This window comes from Sneathiella marina (assembly GCF_023746535.1).
GTDB classification, from domain to species: domain Bacteria; phylum Pseudomonadota; class Alphaproteobacteria; order Sneathiellales; family Sneathiellaceae; genus Sneathiella; species Sneathiella marina.
Genome location: NZ_CP098747.1, coordinates 125471 through 139321 on the forward strand (window position 1 = coordinate 125471; position 13851 = coordinate 139321).

General features: G+C 50.2%; 13 protein-coding genes. 8 read left to right on the top strand and 5 right to left on the bottom strand.

All coding sequences use genetic code 11. From position 1 onward, the window contains the following. Positions 1-4: 4 nt before the first annotated feature. Together NBZ79_RS00700 and NBZ79_RS00705 are read right to left on the bottom strand one after the other, a co-directional pair. Complete coding sequence (locus NBZ79_RS00700) at positions 5-757, bottom strand: aspartate/glutamate racemase family protein (RefSeq protein ID WP_251934562.1); 753 nt, start codon at positions 755-757, stop codon at positions 5-7. Then, positions 757-1446, bottom strand: coding sequence for a GntR family transcriptional regulator (locus NBZ79_RS00705; protein WP_251934563.1), 690 nt, complete (start codon positions 1444-1446; stop codon positions 757-759). The genes NBZ79_RS00700 and NBZ79_RS00705 overlap by 1 nt, the downstream gene beginning before the upstream one ends. A gap of 172 nt (positions 1447-1618) precedes the next feature. Here NBZ79_RS00705 and NBZ79_RS00710 point away from each other — a divergent pair, with 172 nt between their 5' ends. From NBZ79_RS00710 to NBZ79_RS00745, 8 genes are all read left to right on the top strand, one after another. Continuing rightward, the gene (locus NBZ79_RS00710; RefSeq protein WP_251934565.1) at positions 1619-3322 is read left to right on the top strand and encodes a thiamine pyrophosphate-binding protein; all 1704 of its coding nucleotides are present in this window, start codon (positions 1619-1621) and stop codon (positions 3320-3322) included. A 9-nt stretch (positions 3323-3331) separates the two neighbouring features. Beyond that, complete coding sequence (locus tag NBZ79_RS00715; RefSeq protein ID WP_251934566.1) at positions 3332-4447, top strand: enolase C-terminal domain-like protein; 1116 nt, start codon at positions 3332-3334, stop codon at positions 4445-4447. A 3-nt stretch (positions 4448-4450) separates the two neighbouring features. After that, positions 4451-5698 (top strand): NAD(P)/FAD-dependent oxidoreductase, encoded by a 1248-nt coding sequence (locus tag NBZ79_RS00720; protein WP_251934568.1) that lies wholly within the window; start codon positions 4451-4453, stop codon positions 5696-5698. Between the two features lie 57 nt (positions 5699-5755). Continuing rightward, a complete protein-coding gene (locus NBZ79_RS00725) occupies positions 5756-6739 on the top strand; it encodes a TRAP transporter substrate-binding protein (protein WP_251934569.1) in 984 nt (327 codons plus the stop codon). A gap of 75 nt (positions 6740-6814) precedes the next feature. Further along, the gene (locus NBZ79_RS00730) at positions 6815-7351 is read left to right on the top strand and encodes a TRAP transporter small permease (RefSeq protein WP_251934570.1); all 537 of its coding nucleotides are present in this window, start codon (positions 6815-6817) and stop codon (positions 7349-7351) included. Positions 7352-7355: 4 nt separating this feature from the next. Then, complete coding sequence (locus NBZ79_RS00735) at positions 7356-8675, top strand: TRAP transporter large permease (protein ID WP_251934572.1); 1320 nt, start codon at positions 7356-7358, stop codon at positions 8673-8675. A 308-nt stretch (positions 8676-8983) separates the two neighbouring features. After that, positions 8984-10678, top strand: a complete 1695-nt coding sequence (locus NBZ79_RS00740) for a thiamine pyrophosphate-binding protein (protein WP_251934573.1) — start codon at positions 8984-8986, stop codon at positions 10676-10678. A gap of 87 nt (positions 10679-10765) precedes the next feature. Further along, positions 10766-11401 (top strand): glutathione S-transferase family protein, encoded by a 636-nt coding sequence (locus tag NBZ79_RS00745; RefSeq protein WP_251934575.1) that lies wholly within the window; start codon positions 10766-10768, stop codon positions 11399-11401. Between the two features lie 123 nt (positions 11402-11524). Here the strand turns inward: NBZ79_RS00745 and NBZ79_RS00750 are convergent, their stop codons facing one another. Genes NBZ79_RS00750 through NBZ79_RS00760 form a run of 3 tightly spaced genes read right to left on the bottom strand, consistent with a single transcriptional unit; the run spans position 11525 to position 13829 of the window. Next, positions 11525-12796, bottom strand: a complete 1272-nt coding sequence (locus tag NBZ79_RS00750) for an RNA polymerase sigma factor (protein ID WP_251934576.1) — start codon at positions 12794-12796, stop codon at positions 11525-11527. Positions 12797-12805: 9 nt separating this feature from the next. After that, on the bottom strand, positions 12806-13168 hold the full coding sequence (locus tag NBZ79_RS00755; RefSeq protein WP_251934578.1) for a YciI family protein: 363 nt from the start codon (positions 13166-13168) through the stop codon (positions 12806-12808). A 31-nt stretch (positions 13169-13199) separates the two neighbouring features. Beyond that, positions 13200-13829, bottom strand: a complete 630-nt coding sequence (locus NBZ79_RS00760) for a glutathione S-transferase family protein (protein WP_251934579.1) — start codon at positions 13827-13829, stop codon at positions 13200-13202. Positions 13830-13851 lie beyond the last annotated feature (22 nt).

Sequence of the window (13851 nt, forward strand, 5' to 3'; positions counted from 1 at the left end):
TTACTTATCGCCGTGAATCCATAATATCAATTTCGAAAACCGGGGGCATCAAACTGGATTGAAACCAGGTAATAAATGAATAGATACTGAAGACAGGCAGACCGAGCTCCCGACGCAAGTCGGCCGCATAGGGTACCATGTTGGTGCATTCCAGCACAATTGCGCCGAGATTTGGATGAGCAGCGACGAAATCGCGGCCTGATGCTAACATATCTTCGCGGGCCTTGTTCACATCCAGTGCCGCTTCATTATTTATGATCACCCGGGTGAATTCCGTACCACCGTCGGTGCCCATAATTGGCGTATCGCGGGCAACCCCTGCACCGTCCAGATGGGCTTCTGTCAATGTTTGCGCAGAAATAGTTAATATGCCAGCCCGCTTGCCTGGTGGCAGTAGCTTTTCCACCATGGGAATTTGCATGAGGGAAGATGTGGCAACAGGCACTCCGACAGCCGCAGCCAGTTCTGTTTGAAACAACGAGAGAAAGCCGCAATTTGTAGTAATCCCGTCGGCGCCGTCCTTGACCAGTTCGCGGGCTCCGTCGATAAATGCATCCAGCAATCCATCCGCCTGTTTGCGCACTACCAATTCAGGAGAAGCGCCGCGGACAATTTTGTAATGGGTTGGAAAAGGCCAGGTGAGCGCATTTCCCATGTCACCTGGAATCCGTGGAAACTGTGCGTCGAGCATTAGAATGCCGACGGAAGCACCAAACAGGCCTTTACCGCCATATTGAATGTTGGAACCGCGTGTCATTAGTCCAGCCCCTCTGTTCCCATATAGATGCGGGCATAACCTTCTTTGACGGCAGCCGTAATCTGGTCCAGTCGGCAAGTTATGTGCCGTTGCATCAATTCCCCAGCCTTGTCAGCATCGCGGGCGCAAATCGCCTGCAATATATTACGATGTTCATGTTGAGTTTCATTTCGACGGTTATCCATATCGATCCAGCGGAAAAACTTGATTCTCTCATTTACGTTTTTCAAAACGCGTGCCATTTCCGAGTTACGGGTGAACGAGACAATGTATTCATGAAATATTTCGTCAAACTCAACCAGCTTTTCACTGGATAATGCCCCTCTGTCACTACCGGTTTCCACCAAAAATTTTTTAACAGCGTCCAGTTCATCATCTGTCGCCAATTCACAGGCAAGGCGCGCAGAGGCAACCTCCAGTGTGGATCGCAATTGATACAGCTCGAAAATTTCCCGGGGCTTTAAGTCCCGGCAGAAAAAGCCGCGCCCTCTTTCAAAGGTAAGCAGGCCTTCGGCGGTCAACCGATTAAGCGCTTCTCTTAAGGGGGTACGGCTGGCGCCAAGTTTTTTCGCCAAATCAACTTCATTAATTCGCTCGCCGGGCTTGAAGCTAAAGGATATGGCTCGATCCTTGATGTGGTCATAGAGGCGCACAACACTGCTTGATGATTTTTCTTCGGCCAAGGCCATGACTTGTATCCTGATCTGTATTCAATATTAACAATGATATAGCAGATAGTAAATGAAATTTCCAAGCCAAAATAAGGATAATCTGGAGAAAACGGAAATTTAATATTGACCGCGTATCAAAATTATGTGCAATACTGTATACAGTTTGAAAATGATATTTGGAGAAACCCCGATGGCCTCAGAAGGCAAGAACATGGCATCAGGCGCCGAAGCCATGGTGCGCATGCTTCAGGCACATGACGTAAAACATATATTTGGTTTATGCGGAGATACCTCTCTGCCTTTTTATGACGCAATGTATAATCTGGATCATGGCATTACCCATTTCCTGACGCGGGATGAACGACATGGCGCCTATATGGCGGATGCCTACGCGCGGGTTACCGGGAAAGTTGGCGTGACGGAAGGGCCTTCCGGGGGCGGGGCAACATATATACTCCCGGGGTTGGCGGAAGCGAACGAGTCTTCCGTGCCCGTTTTGGGCATTACCACCGATGTCTCCGTATCGTCGCTGGGAAAATATCCTTTGACTGAGTTGGATCAGGGGGCGTTGATGAAGCCGGTGACGAAATGGAACGGGGTCATCGATACAGCTGAACGGCTGCCGACAATGGTGCGGAATGCCTTTCGGGCAATGACAACCGGCCGGCCAGGCGCCGGCCATCTTGCCTTACCATTCGATGTCCAAAAGCATGATGTCCCAGAGGAAGATATCTGGGGTCAATCTGAGTTTGGCCAGTATCCGGCTTGGCCATCCGGCCCTAACCCGCGCGATGTGGAAGCCGCGCTGGATAAAATTCTGGCGGCGAAATCGCCTGTGATAGTTGTCGGCGGCGGTGTGATTATCGCAAGCGGTGAGGCTGCCTTGCAGCAATTTGCGGAGCGTCTTGATATTGTTGTCGCGACAACTGTATCCGGGCAAGGGTCTCTTGCAGATACACATCCCAACTGTCTTGGCGTGGTTGGATCAAACGGCGGTGTGCCGGCAACTCGTGCCGTAGTTGACGAGGCGGACCTGGTGATCTTTATAAGTTGCCGCGCCGGATCGGTGACAACCGAACGCTGGCGATCTCCACCGCTCGGCACGCCTATCGTGCATATAGATTCTGATCCGGAAGTTATCTCCGCTATTTACGAGACTGAAGTTAGTATTGTCTCCGATGCCCGGCTCGCGTTGGAGGCTCTGAACCTTGCATTGGATATGAGTGGTTCCGCACCCAAAGGCTTTGGCGGGGCTGCCCGCGTGGCAAAGGCCAAGAAAATTAAATTTACTGAGTTCGATTTACTGGCAGTCTCTGATGCATCTCCCATAAAACCGGAACGGTTGATCGCCGAACTCGACCGGGTTTTGCCCGATGACGCCGTTGTTGTCGCAGATCCGGGAACGCCATGTCCGTATGTTTCCGGCTTTAAACCCTGGCGGCAGCCGGGACGGCATTTTATTAGTAACCGGGCGCATGGTGCGCTGGGCTATTCCCTTTCCGCCGCCATGGGCGCACAAGTTGGCCGGCCCGGCAGCAAAGTCATTTCCATGATGGGGGACGGGTCTTTTGGATTTTCTTGTGGCGAATTCGAGACAGCCACCAGATATAATTTACCCATCACTTTTATTGTGATTTCCAATTCGGTTTACGGATGGATCAAGGCAGGTCAAAAAACAGGTTTTGGCGAACGCTACTATAATGTTGACTTCAATGTCACGGATCATGCCGCCGTTGCGGCGGCGTTCGGCATAAAGTCGTGGCGGGTGGAAAATCCAGCGGACCTCAATCGTGTTTTGAAAGAGGCAATCGCCCATGATGGCCCGACCTTGATTGATGTAATTAGTCAGCCTCTGCAGGATGCGAATGCACCTGTTAGCGAATGGGTGGCATAAGGAAATAAGATGGCCGCTATCTCACATATGACCGTTTACCTGGCGGAGCTTAAGGTTCAAACACCACGTCATCACGGTGTTGGTTCCGTTGTAGGAGGCATAGACAATGTCTTTGTCTGTCTTCGGGATACCGAAGGCAGATGCGGCTGGGGCGAAGCATCTCCTTGGCCCGTCTTTACAGGTACAGCACAATCGGCAGCCGGAGCACTGGATACGCATTTTCGACCGCATGTCGTTGGGAAAGAACCCTCCGGCGTGGCGGGGATAATGCATATTGCCAATAAAACGGTGGCGGCAGCCCCGGAAGCGAAGGCGGCGCTGGAAATGGCGTTATACGATTTGTATGGTCAGCAATGCGGGCTGCCGGTCTCCGAGTTGTTAGGAGGGCGGGTCCGCGATGAAATTCCCTTAAGCATTTCCATTGCAGATCCTGATTTTGGCCGTGACAAGGATCTGGCAAAACGAGCCCATGGCGACGGCATCCTGATCTTCAAGGTCAAGACAGGTTTTGCGGAGCATGATTTTGATCTTATGCGATTAGAGAATTTGCGGTCCGAGTTCCCTGATGTAGATATCCGGGTCGATTATAACCAGGGTCTTGTTGCCCATGAGGCCCTCGCAAAATTGCGTGATATTACCCTTTTTAAGCCGACATTTATTGAGCAGCCTGTGCCTGCCGATAATTGGCGGGCTATGACTGCACTGACAGCAGCGATTGACACCCCGATCATGGCTGACGAAAGCGTCTTCAATGCTGTAGATGCTTACAGAGCCGCAGAAGCCAAAATTGCCGATCTGTTCAGTGTTAAAATCATGAAAAGCGGTGGAATGCGGGCTGGTCAGGACATATCGGCCGTTGCCAAATCTGCCGGTATTGCGTGCTACGGAGGAGATATGTTCGAATCCGGCCTGGCGCATCTGGCGGGAACACATATGATAGCGGCGACGGAAAATATATCATTAGGTTGCGAGTTTTATCAGGCACGATACTATCTGACTGAAGATGTTCTTGAAGTCCCGTTTGCCTGCGACAACGGAAAAGTTCAGGTGCCGACCACCGGCGGGTTGGGCGGAGCAGTTGATGAAGGGAAAATCCGAAAATGGGCATCGGTTATCAGGGAGTGATATATGCCGGGTGAGTTTCAAAATATTGCTGTCATTGGCGCCGGCATTGTCGGGGTCTCTTCTGCTGAGTGGCTGCGCCGTGACGGTCACAATGTTACGATAATCGATCGCTTGCCACCGGGGGAAGGGACAAGCTTTGGGAACGGCGGTGTTCTGGCTCGCTGCGGCGTCGTGCCTGTACCAACACCAGGCATTCTTGGTAAGGCTCCCAAAATGCTTTTGGATCCTGAGCAACCGCTTTTTGTGCGCTGGTCCTACCTTGTGAAAATGCTGCCTTGGTTGCGGCAGTATTTATCCGCCAGCAAGGACGAAAAGGTACAAGAAATCTCCGATGGCCTGGTCCCGTTGCTGGAAGATGCAGTAAATGAACATCTGGCACTGGCGAAGGGAACGGAAGCCGAGGCCTTTATTCATCCCGGTGATTATATTTTTCTCTATCAGGATGAAGCGGGATTCGAAAACGACAGCTATGTCTGGAATTTACGCCGCAAACAAGGTTTCATTGGGGCTCCCATGGACCGGTCTGCGTTGATTGCCAATGATCCAGCTTTGGGCGAGCGATACCACTTTGGGTATAAAATGCAGGATCATGGGCATATTGCCGATCCGGGCGGTTATGTTAAAGCGTTGGCGCGTCATTTTGAAAGTCAGGGTGGACATATGGTTCAGGCTGATGTGAAGGCTTTGCGCTCCCTTGGTGAGGGAACGGAAGTTGTCCTCGATGGAGGGGCCGAGAAATACGATAGGGTGGTTATTGCTGGCGGCGCTTGGTCAGCCAAACTGGCCGAGAGTCTCGGCCATAATATTCCGTTGGAAACAGAACGTGGATACCATATTCATTACCTAAACCCCAATGTGAAGCCGCCATGTCCGTATATGGTTGCAGATTCAAAATTTGTTGCGACACCAATGGCAGATGGGTTGCGAACGGCAGGCATTGTCGAATTTGGAGGGCTTGAAGCACCGCCAAGTAAAGGGCCCATTACCCTGCTTGAAAAAGGCGTTCGGAAACTTTATCCCGATTTTGAGTTTGAAGAAAAACGTGAATGGTTGGGACATCGGCCGGCTCCGGCCGATAGTTTACCCTTCCTTGGACCATCTTCACACCACCCTAGCGTTTATTGTGCTTTTGGCCATCATCACGTCGGTTTGACGGCGGGCCCTAAAACAGGGCGAATGATAGCTGATATGGTTTCTGATCGGTTGCCAAATATCGACATTAAGCCCTATCGTGTAGATAGGTTTGATTGAAAGGAGAGATCAGGAAAAGAGGGAAGATAATCAATTACATATACAGGGAGTAATCAAATGATACTAAAATGTACCAAAGTACTAGTCGGCAGCGCCCTTGGGGCAGCACTGCTTGCCGTTCCGGCCTTGGCGGAAAAATGGGATATGCCTATGGCTTATTCCGGTTCAAATTTCCACTCTGCCACAGGTGCAGAGTTTGCGAAATGCATCACGACAGGAACAGGTGGCGCTATCGAAGTTGTCACTCACCCATCGGGTTCATTGTTTAAAGGTGGTGATATCAAGCGAGCCATCCAAACTGGACAAGCACCCATCGGTGAACGTCTGCTATCCGGCCATCAGAATGAAAATGCCGTCTTCGGTGTTGATTCCATTCCGTTCCTTGCGACATCTTTTGACGATGCAGGAAAGCTCTGGAAAGCAGCAAAGCCCACAATGGAAAAAATCCTGGCGGACCAGAACCTGGTTCTGCTGTATTCAGTGCCGTGGCCACCACAAGGGCTATACTTCAAAAAGGAAGTTAATAGTGTTGCTGATATGAAAGGCATTAAATTCCGTTCATACAATAATGCAACAGCCAGATTGGCGGAATTGACAGGCATGCTTCCTGTAACCATTGAAGCTGCCGAGATTTCTCAGGCATTTGCAACGGGTGTTGCCGAATCCATGGTTTCTTCGGGTTCAACCGGATATGACCGCAAAGTTTGGGAAAGCCTTACACATTTCTACGAAGTGGATGCTTGGTTGCCCCGCAATTACATCATGGTCAATAAAGATGTCTGGAACGACACAAGTGACGCGAATAAAAACGTCATCCGTGGTTGTGCAGAACTTGCCGAGTATGCCGGAACATGGCGCGCGGTTGAGTATACACAATTCACGTTGAATGGATTGAAAGCAGGCGGCATGACAGTTGGGCCGGCTGGTGATGCGTTGACTGGTGAGCTTAAAGACATCGGTGCAACTATGACCGAGGAATGGCTTAAAGCTGCAGGGCCAGACGGAGCTGCGATTATCGAGTCCTACAAAAGCATGCAATAGTATGCGACACGGGAACGGAGACAAAATCTCCGTTCCCGTTTTTTTATTCACTAAAGTTCAGGGGAGGGAGCTTTTATGATACCGGCTCTTAAAAAAGTCCGATCCTTTTTGGATATGATTTATCTCGCGAGCGGCATTGTTGCCTCGCTTTTTCTAATCGCAATTTTGACATTAATTTTAGTCCAGATGCTTGCGCGCTGGACGGGCGAAGTGTTTCCAGGCGCGCCTGACTATGCCGGTTACTGCATGGCTGCTGCCTCATTCTTTGCCTTTGCCCATGCCCTTAACCGCGGGGCTCATATCCGGGTGAGTATATTGATCAATGCTGTCGGACCCAAGATGCGCCGTATCTTGGAAACCTGGTGTTTTGCCATCGGCGCCGGACTTGCCTGGTATTTTGCATACTATGCCGTAAAGGCGACTTACTGGTCGTGGAAATTTCATGAAGTAAGCCAGGGGCAGGATGCCACCGCGATCTGGATACCGCAATTGGCCATGGTGATAGGCAGCGTTATTTTCGCTATTGCCTTATTGGATCATTTAATTCACGTCCTGTTTTCCGGAGATCACCGGATTACGACGGATATCGTCGAACAAAGTCACGGAGAGTAGGGTTATGGAAGAAATTCAACTAATTGCCTTGTTTCTCTTTGTACTGTTTTTATTTTTGGGTACAGGCGTATGGGTCGGGCTGGCGTTGCTGGGTGTGGCCTTTTTCGGCATAGAAATGTTTACGGCACGTCCTGCGGGCGACACCATGATCACGACGATCTGGTCGAGCTCATCAAGCTGGACACTAACAGCCCTGCCCCTGTTTATCTGGATGGGTGAAATTCTGTTTCGAACCCGCTTGTCCGAAGACATGTTTCGGGGATTGTCGCCCTGGATGGCGCGATTACCCGGTGGCCTGGTCCATACAAATATTGTCGGCTGTACTATTTTTGCCGCGGTATCCGGATCTTCGGCCGCGACGCTGACCACGGTTGGCAAAATGTCCATACCGGAGCTGCGAAAACGCAACTATCCCGAAACTCTTGTGATAGGTACTTTGGCGGGCGCGGCAACACTTGGACTGATGATTCCGCCATCATTGACGCTAATCGTCTATGGCGTGACCATTAATGAAAGCATTACCAAACTCTTTATGGCCGGTATTTTGCCCGGATTGTTTCTGGCGTTCCTGTTTATGGGATATGTCGCTTTATACTCCAAATTCTCCAGCAAGTTTGCGCCAGCCGATGAGCCGAAATTGACCTTCGCGGAAAAAGTCAGAAATTCTAGGTTCCTGATCCCCGTACTTGTTCTGATCGCAGTGGTTATAGGGTCCATGTATATGGGCGTTGCGACGGCAACAGAAGCTGCAGCATTTGGTGTTGTTGGTTCCTTGATTTTGGCGGCAAGCCAGAAATCACTGAACTGGGAAACTTTCTCCCAGAGCCTTATGGGGGCGACCCGTACATCGGCGATGATTGCTCTTATTCTCGCCGGGGCTTCGTTCTTGTCTTTGTCCATGGGTTTTACGGGATTGCCTCGAGGGTTGGCAGACCTCATTGCCTCTTTGGATCTTTCGCGCTTTGAACTTCTTATGGTTCTGTTGGTGTTCTATATAATCCTCGGATGTTTTCTCGATGGTATCTCGTCAGTGGTGCTGACGATGGCTGTCGTTGAGCCGATGATCCGACAAGCCGGCATTGATCTTATCTGGTTCGGTATTTTTATCGTTGTCGTGGTCGAGATGGCGCAAATCACGCCGCCCATCGGGTTCAATCTCTTTGTATTGCAAGGGATGACCCATCATGAAATGAACTTTATCGCGAAAGCGGCCATACCAATGTTCCTTATTATGGTGGTTATGGTGTTCGTTCTGATCTTCGTGCCTGATCTGGCGACCTATTTGCCAGACAACATGCGGCAAGGCCCTGGCGGCGGAGTCTAGCGAGCCAGCTTTCCATTGAATTTCCCGTGGGCGAAGCAGCATATTCACCCACGGGATTTTTTTATCAGGCGTTCTTTCTTGATTTCCAGCAAACTGTGATCCTAGGTCCCAGGCCGCATTAAATATTCTCCATCTGTAAGGGAATGGATAATCCCTATTTCTCGTTATATTAACAATTGTCCTATTGTGAAGGGTCTCTGGCATAGACCTGGCGACGCGGTTCTGGTACGAGGAAGTGGTGACGATATTTAACATTGCATGGTGTGGAACAGGCCTTTGGCTTTCCGATAAAATCAAGAGGAAGTGGAATGAATAAGCCTTTAAAAACCAGAACCGGTGGTCATGTTCTTGCAGACCAACTGGCAATTCAGGGTACAGACACGGTTTTTTGCGTACCTGGAGAGAGTTACATTGATGTAATTGACGGTCTTTACAACCATGCCAATTCCATAAAAATGGTTAATACCCGCCATGAAGGCGGCGCCTCGAATATGGCGGAGGCATATGGGAAGCTTACCGGACGGCCCGGCATTTGTATGGTCACGCGCGGACCCGGCGCAACCAATGCGGCCATCGGTCTGCATACGGCATTTCAGGATAGCTCACCCATGATCATGTTTATTGGTCAGGTTGCCCGGGACATGGTGGATCGGGAAGCATTTCAGGAAATGGATTATCGCAAGGTTTTTGGCGAAATGGCAAAATGGGTGGCACAAATAGATGATGCCAGCCGTATTCCGGAATATATCAGCCGAGCATATCACGTGGCGCTATCTGGCCGCCCGGGCCCTGTAGTTCTGGCTCTGCCGGAAGATATGCTTCGGGATGAAGTGAGTGTGGCTGATATCAGCCGCGCAGCGATGGCGCCGAGCCTTGCACCAGGTGCGGATGTCATGACGGATCTGGCGAACCGATTAGCGGTTGCTAAAAAGCCTTTAATGATTGTTGGTGGCGCTACCTGGACACAGGCTGCTGTCAACGACATCCAGGACTTTGCCCAGGCACATCATATCCCTGTTGGCGCCTCACTTCGGTCGCAAGACTGTTTTGATAACCGGCATCCTAATTATGCCGGGGACGTCGGCATTGGCCTTAACCCGAAACTGGCGAAGCGGATACAGGAAAGTGACCTGTTGCTGGTTGTAGGCCCGCGCCTTGGAGAGATGACGACACAGGGTTATTCTCTGATTGGATTGCCCGAACCACTTCAGGACATGGTTCACGTGCATCCCGGTGTTGAAGAACTGGGGCGGGTGTTCTTGCCGGATCTCGCGATCAATGCCCGCATGCCCGAATTTGCCAGGGCTGCCAAAAACCTCAAACCCGCCGATACAGCCAGTGCGCGCGCGGACTGGGTAAAGAGCGCGTCAGCGGATTATCAGGAGCGGCTTCAGCCAACAAAGGTGCCCGGCGATGTCAATATGGCGGAGATTGTGGGTCATCTGAATAAAATTTTACCCAATGATGCCATTGTTACAGCCGGGGCTGGTAATTATACGGTTTGGGTTCATCGCTTTTACCAGCATAAAAGTTTTCGAACCCAGCTTGCGCCAACAAGTGGGGCCATGGGGTATAGTGTGCCGGCCGCGATCAGCGCAAAAATAGCTGAACCTCATCGAACCGTTGTCAGCTTTAACGGGGACGGTTGCTTTATGATGTTGGGGCAGGAGTTGGCGACGGCTATGCAGTTTAATGCACCGGTGATATTTATCGTTGTCAATAATGGCATGCTTGGCACTATTCGAATGCATCAGGAGCGGGGATATCCGACCCGCGTGTATGCGACCGAGTTATCAAATCCGGATTTTGCAGCCCTTGGGCGGGCTTATGGGGCGTTTGGGGCTACAGTTAGCAAAACATCGGAATTTGCGGAGGTTTTTGAGCAGGCGGTCGCCAGTGGCAAGCCTGCCGTTATTGAGGTTGTGGTTGATCCGGAAGCGTTGACACCGCAACAAAGCCTGTCGGAAGCCCGGGCGCAGGGGGAGGCAGATCACCCTGGCTAAAGAATAGTCGGATTCTCTTGGGGATTTGCGGTTACTAACCCGCCTCGGTGATGCCCCTGACATACATAGTTTATAGGAAGAAGTAACATGATCGATCTTTATACCTGGACGACCCCTAACGGCCGCAAGGTTTCCATCCTTCTGGAAGAACTTGGTCTGGAATATACGGTAAAATCCGTCAATATTACGGAGGGTGAGCAAAAGGACGAAGGTTTCCTGGAAATTGCACCAAATGGTAAAATACCGGCGATTTACGATCATGAAACCGGCGTCAGAATGATGGAATCTGGCGCCATGATGCTTTATTTGGCAAAAAAGGCGGGCAGCAATCTTATTCCTGCCGAAGAAAACGCTTATTGGGAAATGATGGAGTGGCTTATGTGGCAAATGGGTGGCCTTGGTCCAATGTGCGGACAGGTCCATCATTTTACCAAGTTTAATCCAGGTAAAGCCCCCTATGCCGAAGAACGGTATCTAAATGAAGCTAAACGCCTTTACGGAATTCTTAATCAGCAATTGGCAGACCGGGAATATGTCGCTGGAACTTACAGCATTGCGGATATTGCCATCTGGCCATGGATTTCCCGTTTCGAGTGGCAGACAATTAGTCTCAATGACTATCCAAATATAAAATCCTGGTATAACCGTATCGCTGCCCGTCCAGCTGTACAAAAAGGGTATCATATTCCAAAATTCACAACAGATATACCGGCACCAGATTAATGGCGGTTTTTACATTGGGATGAGCAAAGGGATGCGATGCTGGTTGTTGGGTCAGCTTATTATTTTTGGCGGCATCAACATTTCGCTGAGGCTGTTCTAATCTGAGCCGGGAATTGAGCTCTTCTACCGGTTCGCCTGTTTTTTCATGTCAGTCAAACGATTGATCAAGAAGTCTTTCTCTTTTTGATTTCCAGAAAGATCAATAGCCTTTTCATAGGCCTCCACGGCGTTGCCAAATTGGCCGGCTCGTCTGGAAATATCTGCTTTCGCGGCATAAAAGGGCTGGTACCTGGTCAACTTTTCAGTATTTTCAAGTTTGCAAAGGGCTCTCAGAGCGTGTTCGGGTCCGTGGGCATAAGATTGGGCCACTACACTGTTTAGTTGGACAATGGGAGAAGGCTGGAACTGAAAAAGCCGTTCATATAAGAGCGAGATTTCCTGCCAGTCGGTCGAGTCGTGATTTTGGGATTCCGCATGGATAGCGCTGATGGCTGCCTGAATTTGATACGGGCCCGGAGCCCTTAATTTAAGAGCCTTTTTCAGTATGCCGCTACCGGCCGTGATTTGCTTTTTATGCCATAGTGATCGGTCTTGCGCATTTAACGGCACCATGGCGCCTGTCGCATCAACCCGTCCTTGTTTTCTGGCATCATGGAGGAGCATCAGGGCAAGTAAACCCATGATTTCAGGTGTATCCGGCATAAGGTGGTTGAGCATTTGAGTCAGGCGGATTGCTTCGTCACATAAGTCTAGGCGAGACAAATTCTCACCGGTTGTAACAGAAAAACCTTCGTTGAAAATCAAGTAGAGAACGGATAATACAGATTGAAGCCGGTCCTCAAGTAAATCCGGTTCCGGGACTTCGTAGGGGATATTGGTCGCTCGGATCTTCCGTTTTGCGCGGACCAAGCGCTGGGCCATGGTTTCTTCTGACACGAGGAATGCTCTTGCAATCTCTGCTGTTGTCAGGCCTCCCAATGTTCGCAAAGTCAACGCAATGCATGATGCTTCCGCCAAAGCCGGATGGCAACAGGTGAAGACCAGACGTAACCGCTCGTCTGGAATATGCGCATCTTCTTCTTTTGGAATATCATTTGGAGCGTCTTTTTGCTCCAATTCCAAAAGAATTTCATACTCTGCACGTTTGCGTTCAAAATTACGGTGGCGCCGGATACGGTCAATGGCCTTGCGGCGTGCCGTTTGTACCAGCCAGGCAAGGGGAGAAATGGGGATCCCTTTTTCATTCCAGTGGGTCAGCGCAGCAATCACCGCATCTTGCGTCACATCTTCCGCGAGTTCTAGATCCCGTGTATAGCTGACAACAATGGACAGGACACGCCCCCATTCTTCGCGAACGACCTGTTCGATAATGCGGGCGCTCCTGTCCATTGCCATTTATCTTTATTACTCCGAAACAGAGGTTAGATCCCAAATCGGACGGACTTCAATGGATCCGAATTCAGCCGTTGGTATTTTTGCGGCATAGGATAAGGCCTCGTCGAGGTCTTTGCAATTTAGTAGATAATAGCCACCGAGCTGTTCTTTGGTTTCTGCAAAGGGACCGTCGGTGATTTCTGTTTTTCCGTTGCGAACCCGGACGGTTGTTGCGGTTTCAATCCCCTGCAACGGTTCACCGCCTTCAAAGACGTTGTTGTCGCGGGCCTCCGCCGTCATGGTCTGATACCCGGTCATCAGTTTTCCAAACTCTGGTGTGCCATATTCGGGTCCGGCGCCTTGGGCACTGTAGATCATAAGTAGATATTGCATAGGTCTTCTCCTTTGAAAATAAATCCGTGCGTTAGGCTGCTTGCCCGAAAAAAGCGTGTACATCTTGATAGAAAGCCTGCGGTATCAACGCTTCACGCCAGGCGCTGAGATGAGGATAGTTTGACAAGTCGATATTCAGAGCGTCGACAGGGTCAATGGTGGCCAAAAGATTGATATCTGCAATTGTCATCCTGTCTCCGGCAAGAAATTTGGTTTTGGATAGCTGTTGATCAACCACTGGTAAAAACCGATCCAAAAACTCTAGTCCCGCTTGTGCTGACGCTGTGTCAACCGGAAGCCCAAATTGCGGGGCAAGCAACTTGTTATAAACAATTCTACTGAACGCCATAAATATATGAACAGAAACAAAGGAGCTCCACTGATCAACGGTCGCTTGTCCTTCCAAATCCTGTGGATACATATCTGATCCTGCTTTCTTGCAAAGATACTTCATAATTGCCGTACTTTCAAAAAGCGTAAAATCCCCATCTTCGATGGCCGGCATTTTACCAGCCGGATGCCGCCGCACATGATCAGGGGCTCTATGCTCTCCTTCCGGCGCATTAAGCTCAATATAGTCATATGGGGTTTTAAGGGCGTTCGCGACCATCCTGACAGCGTTGGTGGGCTGCGATAATCTAAATCCGTAAATTTTCAACATGAAACCTCTCCGTCTTCTGTTT

Coding starts and splice junctions, on each gene's coding strand:
- NBZ79_RS00725 (WP_251934569.1), top strand. CDS start 5,756: ATGATACTAAAATGTACCAAAGTACTAGTCGGCAGCGCCCTTGGGGCA.
- NBZ79_RS00750 (WP_251934576.1), bottom strand. CDS start 12,796: ATGGCAATGGACAGGAGCGCCCGCATTATCGAACAGGTCGTTCGCGAA.
- NBZ79_RS00760 (WP_251934579.1), bottom strand. CDS start 13,829: ATGTTGAAAATTTACGGATTTAGATTATCGCAGCCCACCAACGCTGTC.
- NBZ79_RS00715 (WP_251934566.1), top strand. CDS start 3,332: ATGGCCGCTATCTCACATATGACCGTTTACCTGGCGGAGCTTAAGGTT.
- NBZ79_RS00745 (WP_251934575.1), top strand. CDS start 10,766: ATGATCGATCTTTATACCTGGACGACCCCTAACGGCCGCAAGGTTTCC.
- NBZ79_RS00710 (WP_251934565.1), top strand. CDS start 1,619: ATGGCCTCAGAAGGCAAGAACATGGCATCAGGCGCCGAAGCCATGGTG.
- NBZ79_RS00735 (WP_251934572.1), top strand. CDS start 7,356: ATGGAAGAAATTCAACTAATTGCCTTGTTTCTCTTTGTACTGTTTTTA.
- NBZ79_RS00730 (WP_251934570.1), top strand. CDS start 6,815: ATGATACCGGCTCTTAAAAAAGTCCGATCCTTTTTGGATATGATTTAT.
- NBZ79_RS00720 (WP_251934568.1), top strand. CDS start 4,451: ATGCCGGGTGAGTTTCAAAATATTGCTGTCATTGGCGCCGGCATTGTC.
- NBZ79_RS00700 (WP_251934562.1), bottom strand. CDS start 757: ATGACACGCGGTTCCAACATTCAATATGGCGGTAAAGGCCTGTTTGGT.
- NBZ79_RS00705 (WP_251934563.1), bottom strand. CDS start 1,446: ATGGCCTTGGCCGAAGAAAAATCATCAAGCAGTGTTGTGCGCCTCTAT.
- NBZ79_RS00755 (WP_251934578.1), bottom strand. CDS start 13,168: ATGCAATATCTACTTATGATCTACAGTGCCCAAGGCGCCGGACCCGAA.
- NBZ79_RS00740 (WP_251934573.1), top strand. CDS start 8,984: ATGAATAAGCCTTTAAAAACCAGAACCGGTGGTCATGTTCTTGCAGAC.